This is a genomic window from Micromonospora narathiwatensis (assembly GCF_900089605.1).
Lineage (GTDB): Bacteria > Actinomycetota > Actinomycetes > Mycobacteriales > Micromonosporaceae > Micromonospora > Micromonospora narathiwatensis.
Window position 1 is genome coordinate 3,225,022 of sequence record NZ_LT594324.1, and the last position, 12,944, is coordinate 3,237,965.

Genomic DNA, 12,944 nt, shown 5'->3' on the forward strand with positions numbered 1-12,944 from the left:
TCACTTCGAGTCCGCCCCTTCCTGGCGATCGACCACAAGAAGACTCGCCTCTGTGCGTCGGTCACGACGCACAACCTGTCCGTCAACACCGGTGGCGCTCGCCGTCGCGGCGACCGAACACTGCCGGGCGAATTCATCGCGTAACTGGTGCAGCGGCAATCTCGCGCCCAGCAACCCGAAAAACTCATCGACCTTCCAGGACGCCAACCAGCCGACTCGCGACATGTAGAACGCCATTTCGTCGAAGCGATACTCGTCGTCGTAGTCGAGCAGCACGTACCCCGCCAGCTGCCAGATCGCCTGGTCCGTGAGCACCTCCGGGCGCGACACCGACTTGATCTCCATCAAACGCCTACCGATGACCAGATCCGCGTCGGCACCCCCAACATCTGCACTGCCCGCGAACGTCGGCGCAGCCTGGCAGACGGCCACCTCCGCAGCGCTGCGCAGCTGTCCGAGAGCGCGCTCGGCCAGCATCACCTGCACCTGCAAATCCATAACCACGTACTCCGGAACGCACCCCAGCAACGCGTCCAAGTCGCCGTCATCCACCATGTCAGCCAGAGGCGACCCAGGGGCGATCGCACCATCCCGGAAGACCCGATCAAACCAGGCCAGAGCGAAACACATCCGGTCCAGGCGTGCCTCCGCCTCTCGCTCCAGCAGCCAGCGGCGCCCTCGGATGTGCGGCCCGAAGGTACGCAGGTGCTCCACGTACGCGTCGACCAGCGCCTCACCGACGCACCGCGGACCCGGCCCGCCGATCACGCCGGCCAAGGCCACGCCCGCAACTGCCGACGGCGGCGCCTGCGGCGCCACGAACGCACAGCGAAGGCGGAAATCCACCGCCACGCCCAGCAGATCCCACCGCACGACGGTCCGACCCGCCGCCACCGGCCGCTGCACCCGCCGGACAGGAAACGCCGAGGTATACGACACACGAACCGCCGCCGTACGCCGAAGGTGGGTAGCCAACCAGCGGGTCAACGGGTGCCCATCATCAGCGATGACCGACGTTAGGCTCACAAACCGCAGGGTAAGGGCCGCCACTGACAATCCGGACCATGCGCGCCGGAACCCTGGCGCCGTCTGGCACAGCGCCAACGTCGCCGTGTGACTGAGGTGCCCTCCGGCACCGGACGCCTCCTGGCTTGGAGTCCTGTGTGCCGTCGACCCGCCCGACGGGCACGCCCGGACCTTGCATGTCGACAAGCTGCACCGTAGCGTCGTGCGGAATTTGCTCCGCCGTGAACTGGTGTACCAGCATCCAGACTCGCCGAACCGCCTGGTGGGCTCGCCCGCATTGATGCACCTCGTCGTGAGCATCATTGCTGACCAAATCGCCGCGAACCGCAACGCCCGCTTCGGCGGCCAGGGACCTCTCGGGCTGCATCCACACACCGACGTGCCATCCGCTCACCGGATGGGCGCCGACCCGATCCCCGGCCGGGAGAACGTCGCCGGCTGGAAAGTCGACATCGGCGCACTCTTCCCGGTGCCCCAGGGAGACATCAGCATTGGCGATCTCGTCGCGTTCCGAGAGAGGTACACCGACGAGCGGGTGCGCCTGATGGTCACGGTTCAGGATCTGCTGCACAGCTTGCGGAATCTCCACCCGAACGACGCCTTCCTGCGGGTCAAGCACGAGATCGAGGAGGCCGTCCGTGATCTCCAGGGAGCTGCGCGGGCACGCAAGCTGACGCTGGTCAAGCAGTCGGTGGCTGTCACGGTGGCCACGACCGCAGTCGCGGTCGCAGCTGGCCTGCCTGAGACGGCGCTTCCGGCGTCGGCGCTGACCGTACTGGGCAATATCGCCGTGAATGTAGCGACCAATCAGACCCGCTACGACCGCAGCGGCAGCGTTGGAAGCCCTTCCGCCTACCGCTACCTGCATCGGGTCCAGAAGCAGTGAGTGGCTTCCCCGGACCAAAGGGAGCGTCTTCCCGCTGCCGACCAGTAATGCCGGGGATCAGAACGCGGGAAAGCCGGACCTCCACCGACGAGCCGAGGCGATCAATCAGGCCGGGTAGCGGCGGCGCATTGCTGCGCCGCCGCCCCCTTAGCCTCGATCCGTGGACCGGTTTCGAGTCGGCCGGTGATCGGGTGATTCGATCTTGGTGTTGGTTTGAGGGTGTGGTTGTGCTGCTGGTCTGCCCAGCGTTCTCGGTTCATGGTCGTGTGGTGAGCGTGGATGCGTGTGGTGGCCGGGGTGCTGTGCGCGGGTCGGGGTGTTTATGTGGTGAAGACGGCGTTCCAGAGGGTGAGCCATGCCTGGGTTCGGGGCCAGTGGCTGGGTAGGTGCAGCACGGGGCGGCGTTGTGGGCGGGCGAGTCGGGCCGGGATGTTGATCAAGTGGGTGCGCAGGGTGGCGCCTCGGGCCGTGGCGTAGCGGGCGGTGCCGGTGAGGGTGCCGGCGGCGCGGAGCAGGTTGTGGGTGATCGCGGCCAGGATGCACCAGGCTGTGTTGGCGTTGAACGAGCCGGAGGGCTGGTGGGCCCAGGGGCCGTCGATGAGGTCGGACCAGACGGTTTCGCAGGTGGCGTGGTGTCGGTGGGTGATGTCGGCGCTGGTGACGGGCTCGGGGTTGTTGGTGAAGAACGGGTGGTAGCGCCAGACCGGGAACAGGGGGTCCTGGGTGTTGGCGTCCAGGACGCGGCGGACGATGAGCCGGCCGGTGATGCGGTGGCGGGTGTCGGCGAAGGCGGTGTATTCGACTTCGGCGACGTGGGCGTCGGAGATCAGTTGCCCGGTGTCGGGGTCGGTGACGGCGCCTGGGTAGTGCACGGGCGTGTACTGCTCGTCGCCGATGGTGGCGATCGCGGCGTCGACGGCCGGGTTGCGGGCGATGGCGAACGAGAACTGCGCTGCGGCTTTGACGACCGCGGTGATGACCTTGCCGCTGCAGTAGGCGGAGTCGCCGCGTACCAGGATCTTTGCCGGGTCCGCGCCGCAGGCGATAGCGGTGTTGATGCCCTCGGTGAGCATGGACGCGGCGCCTTTGGCTGAGCCGGCGCGTCCGGCCCGTAACCGCACGCCGGCCAGCACGGGTGCCGCCGTCGCGGTGCAGATCGTGACGGCCAGGGGCGACAGGCCCCGGCGCAGGATGGTTTTGCCCGCGATCTTCGTGTGCCCGAACGAGGCGCCCTGCTTGGCGTGCCCGTATACCGGGCGCAGCAGTGAGTCGATGTCGATGAAGACGTGGTCGTTGATGCCGTCCAGCACCGGGGTCTGCTGCGCGAGGGCGACCAGGTGCCGGCGCAGCACCGCTGACAGTTGGCGGGTGTGGCCGTGGGTGAACTCCCGCAGGAAGATCCCCAACGTGGAATTGGCGTAGACCCGGCTGAACAGCTTCTTCATCCCACCGGACCGGATGACGTCCAGGTCATCGATGCTGTCCGCGCCGGCGGCCATCCCGGCGATGATCGAGGTCAGCTTCGGCGTCGGGTTCGCCGCACCGGACTTGAGCCGCTCGCAGGCGAACTGGACGTGCTCGTCCAACAGGCGGGACAACCCTGCCTGCTCCGCCAGTTCCAGCACAGGCACCAGCCCTGCACACGACACGAGATTGTCCTCGTCGAACACCGCGCTGTCCGCACGCCAGGCATGAGATCCTTGCACCGAGAGTGCCCTTCCGAGCTGGTGAGATTCGCGTTCTAGACAAACCCGATCATCCCAGCCCAGAGGGCACTCTCGTCATATTTCCACGCCGCCCCAGCCACAATGGACCAGCCCTCGTCCACGGATCCAGGCTTAGAACCGGACGTGCACGATTTCCATGCATCCGGCTCAAGCAAGCCCTGTGGCTCGCTGGCGTGCAGTTGGCTGGCCTGCCGTTTTGCCGGTGTTCCGGCGGTGGCAGTGGGTGTGGAGCAGACGGAGTTGCGGATCGTGCGGGGTGTTGTCCTGTCGTAGGCTGATGGTGTTGTGATCCATAGCTTTTCGCAGGCCGCTATACCATTGTTCCCATTCTCGTGGGGTTTGTGGTGGGCGGTCGGCGTGCAGGAGGAGTTGCCCGCAGTAGGTGCACCGGCCCTGCTGGCTGTCGAGCAGCCGTTGGGTGGTGCGGTCGACTGGGGGTTGCAGCGTCGGGCGTCGCCGTCGGCTGGTCCAGTAGTCGGTCAGCGCCGAGTCATCGGGTGACGCGGTGCCGGGGACCATCTGGTGCCGCACGATCCTGGTCCAGGCGAATTTCTGCAGGTAGGCGCCGCTGTCGCGGTCACCGAAGACCCACCGATCTCGCCGGGACTTGTTGAACATGCCGAAGTAGCGGGCGATGACCCAGCTTGTCGGCTTGTTCGGGTGGGTGTGCCTGGCCCATTTGTAGACCAGTTTCCACAGGTAGTGGTCCAGCGAGTTGAAGATTTCGCTGGACACCACCGTCCGGTAGTAGGCCGCCCAGCCCCGGATGATCGGGTTGAGGCGGGCGATCACCGCGGCGGCGTTGCTGCCGCGCAGTGCACGCACTTCGGTGCGTAGCCGTTTCCGGATCCGTCTGATCGCCGTTTTGCTCGGTTTGATCAGCAGTAGGCCGTGGTGGCGGCGGACGGTGAACCCGAGGAAGTCGTAGCCCTCATCGAGGTCGACCACGCGGGTCTTGTCCTCGTTGAAGGCCAGTCCTCGGGGCGTCAGCCATGCGGCCAGCCGCGCTTTGACCTGCATCGCTTCGTCCTTGGTGCGGCACATCGCGACGAAATCATCGGCGTATCTGATCAGCACCGGGCTGTCCGGGACGCTGGCCGCACCGTCGGATCCGATGGTGCGGTAGCGAACCCCGGCGGCGTGTTCCATCCCGTGCAGCGCGACGTTCAACAGCAGTGGGCTGACCACCCCGCCTTGAGGAGTTCCCTCCTCGGTCGGGGTGAACCGGCCCTGTTCAACTACCCCGGCGCTCAGCCAGTCCTTGACCTGTTCCCTGGCGGGGAACCCGCCGAGCTGGGTGAGCAGATGGTGGTGGTCGATGCGGTCGAACGCCGCTTTCAGGTCCGCGTCCAGCACCCAACGCCGGGCCGGGTTCTTGCCCTTGACGGTGTTGAAGATGGCCTGGATGGCGTCCTGACAGCTGCGTCCGGGCCGAAATCCGTAGGACCTCGGCTCGAACCGGGCTTCCCATTCTGGCTCCAACGCGGCCGCGACCCGGGCTTGCAGCACCCGGTCGACGAGCACGGGGATACCGAGCGGTCGGCGGCGGCCGTCCGCTTTCGGGATATACACCCGTTTGACGGGGCGGGCCTGCCAGGGCCGTAGCCGGCGGTGAATACCGTCCGCCAGTGCGGCCTTGTCCTGGCTGTGAAGGACGGTCCTGCCGTCCACGCCCGCTGTCAAACGTCCAGCGTTGATCTCCGTCACCCGGCGAACACTCAACAACGTGTTCGACCGGGAACGCAGCATCAACTTCTGCAGGTTCCGGACCCGCTTGTGGTCCCCCGCCTGCGATGCCGTGAAGATCCGTTGGCGCAGACGCCGTACGCGATCCTCGCAGGCACGCCAATCCACCGCGTGCCAGTCGAGGACGTCCTCCGGTCCGTTCACCACCCCCACAGGAGTGGCACCCAACTTGCCCTTCGGTTCCAGCCTCGTCGTCATCGTCTCTTTCACGGGCTCACCTGACCCGCGTCAGCCTGCTTTCGCAGCCGGGCACCCGGCCCGGTATCCGGCCAGTTATCCACGACACCGCCCAGAAGGAGACGGCCACGTCGTCGCGGTTTCCTGCCGCCTTTCGGCCACCGGCGTTCGCTTCTCAGGTCATCCTGTTCCCGCCCGGGGAGCTGGGCCTTCCTCACGGTCGGCTTACCGCCCGCCGTCACCGGCGGCGGACCCCGTCGGGGTTTCCACGTTCCACACTCACGAGATACGACCGGGTTGGGTGCCCTCTCTACCCCGGGGACCGGCGGTGCTTCCCTGACCAGATGCCGTGCCCGGCCAGCGCCTGCCGCCTCACGACGGCCCGTCCCAACACCCCGCCCGAACATCCCACCGCGCAGGGCCACTATTCACGAGGCATCAACGAAGGTTCACGCGATTCACCCGTCCGGTCTGCCCCTCACCCGTGGCCCCCTCGATGGGACGAGGACCCTTCGGCTTTCCCCTCGGGCTTCGCACCCCGCCGTTACCAGCAGCGCACGCCAAGGGCAGGGCCAGGCAGCAAGCACGCGCCTGGGACTACACAACCGACATCACGCCGGTCCTCCTAACTGCGAGTCCACTCGCAAAGTGCGACATCGTGTCGCAACGGCAGATCAGTGCATCGCCCTGCTAGATCTGACCGACGCGCAGTGGGAGATCATTGAGCTGATGCTGCCGCAGCAGCCAGCCGCCCGGACATCGGCGATCGCCGCTGCGGGCGGTCCCACCACCCCGGCAAGCACAACAACGATCGCCACCACAGAGGCCTCGCCATCGCATCACAGTGACCCACCAACCTAAGCGGCTTAGCCTAACGCCGGTTACGCCGCTTCCACTCCGCGACGAGCGGAGACACGGCCGCATGAACGTCCTTGACGCCGCCGATGACCACCAAAACCACGTCCACGTATCGCCTGAAGTCCTGGCCCGCCTGCTCAACCCTGTCGACGTTTCGGCGCTTGTTCGAGTCCTCGTGGCTCATCGGGAACTTCCCTCTCTTGTACCGAGGTGGCTGCGTCGGACGCACGGATCGAGCGACGCCTCGTGTTACGGTTTTCGGGCTACTCCGTGTTGCCAGTGAAAAAATATCAGCAACACAGTTCACGAGGAAGGGGTGTTGCCGTGAAATCCGGATCGGGTTCGGCGGTGGCGTTCGGCCGCGTGCTGCAGGCGGTACGCAAGCACCTGTCGAAGAACCAGGCCGACGTCGCCGACTCCTTCGACCCCAAGCTCTCTGTGGCCGCCGTTTCCATGGCCGAGAGCGGCAACCGCCCACCCAAGACCGAGGCGGTCGTCCGGGGCTACGCCGCCGCCTTGGAACTCGACGAGGATGCGCTGCTCGACCTCTGGTGGGCGATGCAGGGGATGGTCGCACTGGAGAGCGAGGCGGAAGAGCGCATGGTCAAGCAGTGGTGGCGCGAGCTGAGGCCGGGTTTGGACGCCTCACTCGACCTTCACTGCGCCGAAACCGCCGCCAAGACGAAGTGGACTCCGAACGACGACTATTACGCGCCTTCGGCGGCACTGTTCGCCCTAGCCGAGGCGATTTGCGGGATCCTGGCGCGCATGCTGGGCGAATCATGGAAGGTTAGCTATAAAGCCGAGATCGGCCTCCGTGAGCCCTCCGACGGCTACCCCGCAGTGGTGAACATCGAGCTGCGGGCACAGGTTTCGGACGAGTCTCTGGAGATGATGGCCGCCTTCGCGTGCCCTGAGCCCGTGACACGGCCCTTCCCGGCCCAACTGATGAGGGCGAAGCCTCAGGGAGGCCCCTCCCCCGACGTCGGATGGATCCTCAATGCGCTGATGGCGATGCCCGCCCGCGAACGAGCGGCCGTCGCCGGGTTCATCCACGGCCTGCGAGAGGGCTCCAGCCTCTACGGAGGCGGCGAAGACAAGTAACGGCGCCACCGACCACGAATCAAGGCCGTGGCTCAGCGGTCGGCGTGGGTCACCGAGTCCGGAAACCTGGGCCGCACTATGCGCACGCCGTCGGCCAGCAGCCCGCAGGCGAGGAAGAGCACCGCCATGCTGACGCCGGTCCGCCAGACGGCGTACCCGGCAGGCAGCGTGATCCACCAACGATGCGCAGTGCGGCACCGGCAGCAGCGAACTTTCCACGTGTTCTCCCCAGGCGAGACGCGGCGAACCCCTCCGCACCCGACGCTAAAGGCAAGGTGAGCACCTCGGATAGCGGAGGCCAAAAGCGAGCTCAGCACAGAGATCCGAGTGGTGGAACGGTTGGGGCGGACCAAGTCCGCTGAATCCATGGTCCGCCCCAACACCCCGTTATGCCAGTGGGTGTGGCTCACCGGTGAGTGCCGCCAACGCCGCAGCAACCTCGTGGACGGTTGCGCGTACGTAGGTGGCGGTGGTTCCGGCATCTCCCCCGCCGGCGGAATGACCGGCATAGGCCCGGGCGATGGCGTAGCCGAAGTTGCGCTCCACCCAGGTCAACGTGGTGTGCCGTAACCAGTGGGTGCTGATCTGCTGCGCGTGCACCCACGGCAGGTGCTCACCAATGCGCACCCACAGGTGGTCGTACCGCCGGTAGGTGATCGGCTGCCCGCTGCGGTACCGGAACAACGGTCCCATCTCGGTCGCGTGCCGCTGCTCGGCATGGCGCTGCAGGTACCGCATGAGTGTGGGCGACACCGGCTGCCACCGCACCGTCTCGCCCTTCTCCCGCAGCAGGATTAGGCACTGGTCCGGGTCCAGGTCAACCGGCCGCAAAGCGAGGGCCCCACCGCGACGGCACGCCGTCTCGGTGTGCAACCGCAGAAGCAGACTGTCTAACGCCGGATCATCACCCGTGGACGCCGCCACCTCATTAATCTCCGCCAACCGGGTATCCGCCAACGCTCGCCTGGTGCTCGGCAACCGCCGTGGCTTCGCCACCTTCAACGCCGGGTTCTCTGCCTCAGACAGGAGTCCGTCGGCGACCGCCCGCCGGTACAGGCACCGCAACGACGCGATCAGATGCTCCGCCGCGCTGCGCCCGCCCCGCGCGTTACGGCGGGCCACCACATGCGTCTTGACGTACTCCGCCAGCCGCTCGATCTCCGACGGTGTCGGCTCATCGATACGCCGCTGGCCCCACTGCTCGACCACGCGCTTCCAGTACGACCCGTACGCCCGCCGCGTCCCAGCACTCACCGCAGCGGCAACCACCGGCACATACTCCGCGAACGTCGGAGCCGGCGGACGATCGGACGTGGCCGCCACCAGATCCGCTGGAGAGATGCCCATCCGCGATAGCAACAACCGAGCGGCCTCCAGTTCGGCCTTGCCCGCCACGCCGCTCACGACTCACCACCCGCGAACGCCTCGTCCTGCACGCGCGCGACCACCGCGTCCAGAGAGGCCGGCGGGTGAAGCACGAGGCGTCCGGCCTTCGGATCGGCCGCCAGCAGCACCCGATCGCCGGCTGTCAGCCCGCACCACTGGCGGACCACCGCAGGCAACCGCACATGGCCCTCTTTCGTCACTCGGAACACCCCGCGCGGGTCAGGGTCGACGATGATCAGGCCGCCGCTTTCCCTGATGCCCAGCCTGAGGCCGGGAGCCCAGCCGAGGGCGATCATCACCGCCCGATCAGCGACGCGGCCATGCACGTCAAGAGTCGCCAGCCCATACACCGTGCTGCTGTCGCGAGTAGGAGCTAGTCGCGCCAGCGGCAGAGGCGGTCGCTTCATCGCGGCACGCGAGTCGCCGCGGATCTTGAGCCCGCCTGATGGAACCACCGCCGGGATCACCGAATCGATCGGCCGGTCTGTCATGACCCACCTCGCCCAACGACGAGGCTGCCACCAACGGCGGTAACAGAGAGTGAAATCAGGTGGTCAAGCATGCTTGACCACCTGAACGTCCAACGTCGCACGGTTGCTACGCGGGAGTGTCCGAGGGGGGACTTGAACCCCCACGCCCTATACGGGCACTAGCACCTCAAGCTAGCGCGTCTGCCATTCCGCCACCCGGACCTGCTCGTACAGCCTACCCTGTCAGCCGAGGTGATCTTCTCACCGGTTCGGCCGCCCCGGTGGGCCGCACGGGGGATTACTGTACACGGCCCAGATGGATCATGCACATCGCCGCCCTTGGGCCACGTTTCCGCTGGTCAGAGAGGCGAGGTGGCACGGCGCGCACGAGATCGGGCGTGCCGGGTAGCGTCCGAGCGCCGATTCCGGGCAGCATTGCTCACGTGTCCCACCCCTCCCCCCTGACCGCCGCGCAACACCAGGCCCTCGCCCTGCGTAGCGCGGGTGATCTGGCCACTGCCCGCCGTATCCTCGCCGACGCGATCACAGCGGCTCGACCGACGTACGGGGAGGACCACCCCGATGTGCTGGCCACCGGCCACCTGCTGGCCCGCCTGCATCGGGAGGCCGACGACCCGGCCGCCGCCCGGCGGGTTCTGGAGGAGGCGTACGCGGCCGGCGAGCGTCGCCGTGGTGAAGCGGATCCGCTGATGTTGGCGCTCAGCTTCGACCTGGCTCAGGTGGCGGAGGAACTGGGCAACCGGCACGAGGCCCGCCGCAACTACACCCGGGTGGCCACCGCCGGGCCCGCGGTGCTCGGGCCGGACCACCCTGCGGTACGCGCAGCCCAGCAGTACCTCGGCGGCTCCGCCGCCGCTCCCGGCATGCACTTCCGCGGCCCTGCCGCCGGTCCGCAGCACGACCCGTCGGCGTTGTCCGGGCCCACCATGTCGCTACCAGCCGTGCCCGCTGCGCACCAGCCGCCGGTCACCCCGCCCGGGCCCGGTGTCACCGCCGTTCCCCCGCCGGCACCACCGGCCCCGCCAGCGTCGGCCCCGCCGCATGCCGGTTCGCCCGGCACGCAGTGGGCCGGACCGGTTCCGGCGCGGCCGTCACCGTGGGCACCGCCCGCTACCGGTCCGGGTACGCACCTGCCCCCGCCGCCGGTCGTTCCTGGTCCGACGCCGCCCGGTACGGCTGCCCCCACCGCGCCGCTGCCACCGCCACCGGCCATCCGGGCACCCGCCTCGGCTCCGCCGGTGTCCGGCCCGTACAGCGGTTCGGGTCCGGTCAGCGCGCCGCCGGCGCGCGTCACGCCCGTCCCCGCGCCATCTTCGGCCGCCCCGGCACCGCCGCCGCTCGTTCAGCCGGCCGCACCGGCTTCGGCACCGCCGGTCCCGCCCCAGCCCGTCTCCGCGCCGCCCTCGGCCGCCGTGTTTGCACCGTCGGTTGTCCCGCCACCCGCACCGGCCTCGGCACCGCCGCCGGTGTCCATGCCACCCACGCCTAGTCCGGTTCCGCCGGTAGCCGCCCCGCCGCCTCATCTGCCGCCGGCCCCGGTCATTCCGCCTCCCAGCGGGCCGGTCTCGGCGGCGCCGGCGCCCGGCGCGGCGTCTTCGCCGACCCCGCCGGTGTCACCGCCGCGGGTTCCGGCGCCGAACTCCGCCCCGCCGGCGGCAGGTCCGCTGCCTCCGCCACCGTCGATCCCGGTGCCCGCCGCGCCGGCGGGCCCGGAGGCCGCGCCGGTTTCCGGGCCGCCGCTCACCGCGCCCGTCTCGGTGCCGCCGGCTGCACCCTCGATGAGCCCGGCCGGTCAGCCGCAGCGTGCGGCCGACCAACCGGTCGTACCCGGGCACGGCTCGGCCGACGGTACGCCCGCATCGCCGGCGATGCCCGCGCCACGTTGGGACAAGCCGACGGTCCAGGTGCAGCAGATCGGGCCGCTGCTGCGGGAGGAGGCGGAGCGGGCCGCGTCCGGCCCGGCCCCTGCCGCCACCCCGGCCGCCCCGCCGGTCAACACCCCGCCGGCAAGTCGCACGCCGGTCAGCGCGCCGCCGGCAAGCCGCCCGGCCGGCGGCCCGTACACCGGCGAGGCACCGCCAACCGGAGTAGCCGCCGAGGCGGCTCCGACGGGCGCTGCACCCGTCGCCGTGGCCCCGGCCGGAGGGACACCGGTGAGCGCGCCGCCGGTAGGTGGCCCACTGGCGGGCGCAACCCCGGTCAATGCCACGCCGGTCAGTGGCCCACCGATGAGCGGCGCGCCGCACAGCGCACCGCCGGTGACCGGTCCAGTTCATGGGACGCCGCCCGCCAGCGGTCCGCCGGAGGGCGGCGTCCCCTTCCACACGCCACCGGCCAGCGGCCTACCGTTCAGCGGGCCGCCCGTCAGCAGCCCGCCGGTCAGCGCGCCACCCGTGAGTGGCCCGCCCGTCGGCCCGCCGCCGGGGCCGCCCGCGCCGATGCCACCGGTGAGCGGTCCGCCGGCGCCCGCCTACCAGGCGTACCCGCCGGCTGCGCCGCCGCCGATCAGCGGCCCGCCCGTCGCGGCACCGCCGGTGAGCGGCCCGCCGGTTGCGCCGCCGCCGGTCACCGGTGCACAGATGAGCGGCCCGCCGGCGGTGGCGCCGGTCAGCGCGTCGCCGGTGCCGCCGTGGGGGCTGACCGCCCCGCCGTGGAGCAGTGTGGCCCCGCCGCAGCCGCTGGACCGGCCGGCCGACCCGCAGCCGGAGCCGGAGCCGGAGCCGGAGCCGGAGCCGCGTGACGAGACCGCGCCGGACGCAGCGGATCCCGCGTACCGGCCGGGGCCGGAGACCGACGACGTGAGTCCGCGGCCGTTGCCGGTCTACGACGAGTTGTTGGAGTTTCCCGAGCCGGCCCGTCCGGAACAGCCGCCCGGCCCGGCCCCGTACGCGGAGCAGGGGGCCTGGCCGGCGGTGCCGGCGCCGTTCCACCAGCCGCCGGCGTACCCGATGCCGGTGGAGCCCGAGCCGCGCGGCCGGAACCGGACGGTGGTGGCCGTGGTGGCCGGTGTGGCGCTGGTCGCGGTGGCGGCGGTCGTCGGGGTGGGCGTGGTGGTGCTCAACCGCGACGAGGCCCCGCCGCCGGTGGCGGACCCGACTGCGGCGAAGCCGAAGGTGAGCGGACCTCCACCGGGGGACCTGCGGCTGCGGGACGAGACGACCACGATCACGGTGACCTGGTCGGATCCGTCCAACGGGGCGGTGCCGTTCGTGGTGGCCGGCGGCCAGGCGGGGCAGCGGCTGGGCATGATGGCCACGGTGGACCCCGGGGAGACCCGTTACACGGTCAACGGTCTGAGCCCCAAGCTGGACTACTGCTTCACGGTGCTGGCGGTCTACTCGACGGACACGTACGCCACGTCGGGGCAGGTCTGCACCGACCGGGATCGGGGTACGCCGACCCGCTGACCCGCGATCGCGCCGGCGACACGCTGGGTGTCCACAGGAGGACGGTTCGGGTTTCACGGCTGTCGGCCGGCCCCTATGATGGCTCCCGGCTCTGGGGAGGGTCGATCTCGCGTGGCCCCTCCCCCAACCGACACGG

The 12,944-nt window shown here is 69.5% G+C and carries 8 protein-coding genes, 1 tRNA gene and 2 pseudogenes; 4 read left to right on the top strand and 7 right to left on the bottom strand.

Going from position 1 to position 12,944, the window contains the following annotated elements:
* Entirely contained in the window at positions 1–906 is a 906-nt protein-coding gene (locus GA0070621_RS13725; protein ID WP_157739983.1) for a hypothetical protein, read from the bottom strand.
* 322 nt (positions 907–1,228) lie between these two features.
* Between GA0070621_RS13725 and GA0070621_RS13730 the strand changes: the two genes are divergently transcribed.
* Positions 1,229–1,912, top strand: a complete 684-nt coding sequence (locus tag GA0070621_RS13730; protein ID WP_157739984.1) for a DUF6236 family protein — start codon at positions 1,229–1,231, stop codon at positions 1,910–1,912.
* Positions 1,913–2,253: 341 nt separating this feature from the next.
* Here the strand turns inward: GA0070621_RS13730 and GA0070621_RS13735 are convergent.
* The 3 genes and pseudogenes from GA0070621_RS13735 to GA0070621_RS29555 all read right to left on the bottom strand — a co-directional run.
* Positions 2,254–3,618 (bottom strand): annotated as a pseudogene (locus GA0070621_RS13735) (IS1380 family transposase); the annotation flags it as partial.
* 168 nt (positions 3,619–3,786) lie between these two features.
* Entirely contained in the window at positions 3,787–5,595 is a 1,809-nt protein-coding gene (ltrA, locus tag GA0070621_RS13740) for a group II intron reverse transcriptase/maturase (RefSeq protein ID WP_231920987.1), read from the bottom strand.
* An 838-nt stretch (positions 5,596–6,433) separates the two neighbouring features.
* Positions 6,434–6,604, bottom strand: a complete 171-nt coding sequence (locus GA0070621_RS29555; RefSeq protein WP_157739985.1) for a hypothetical protein — start codon at positions 6,602–6,604, stop codon at positions 6,434–6,436.
* A 140-nt stretch (positions 6,605–6,744) separates the two neighbouring features.
* Between GA0070621_RS29555 and GA0070621_RS13745 the strand changes: the two genes are divergently transcribed.
* Entirely contained in the window at positions 6,745–7,524 is a 780-nt protein-coding gene (locus GA0070621_RS13745; protein WP_157739986.1) for a helix-turn-helix domain-containing protein, read from the top strand.
* 387 nt (positions 7,525–7,911) lie between these two features.
* On the opposite strand, the gene GA0070621_RS13750 is transcribed toward GA0070621_RS13745, so the two are convergent.
* The 3 genes from GA0070621_RS13750 to GA0070621_RS13760 all read right to left on the bottom strand — a co-directional run bounded on the left by GA0070621_RS13750 (position 7,912) and on the right by GA0070621_RS13760 (position 9,602).
* Complete coding sequence (locus GA0070621_RS13750; protein WP_167666888.1) at positions 7,912–8,928, bottom strand: tyrosine-type recombinase/integrase; 1,017 nt, start codon at positions 8,926–8,928, stop codon at positions 7,912–7,914.
* Positions 8,925–9,401 carry an AbrB/MazE/SpoVT family DNA-binding domain-containing protein gene (locus GA0070621_RS30845; protein WP_167666889.1) on the bottom strand — a complete coding sequence of 159 codons (477 nt, stop codon included), beginning with the start codon at positions 9,399–9,401 and terminating at the stop codon, positions 8,925–8,927. Before GA0070621_RS30845 ends, GA0070621_RS13750 begins: the two co-directional genes overlap by 4 nt.
* Before the next feature lie 117 nt (positions 9,402–9,518).
* A tRNA-Leu gene (locus GA0070621_RS13760) sits at positions 9,519–9,602 on the bottom strand.
* Positions 9,603–9,703: 101 nt separating this feature from the next.
* On the opposite strand from GA0070621_RS13760, the pseudogene GA0070621_RS31280 reads away from it, so the two are divergent.
* Positions 9,704–9,997: pseudogene (locus tag GA0070621_RS31280) on the top strand (hypothetical protein); the annotation flags it as partial.
* 1,851 nt (positions 9,998–11,848) lie between these two features.
* Positions 11,849–12,808, top strand: coding sequence for a fibronectin type III domain-containing protein (locus GA0070621_RS31110; protein WP_269455618.1), 960 nt, complete (start codon positions 11,849–11,851; stop codon positions 12,806–12,808).
* Positions 12,809–12,944 lie beyond the last annotated feature (136 nt).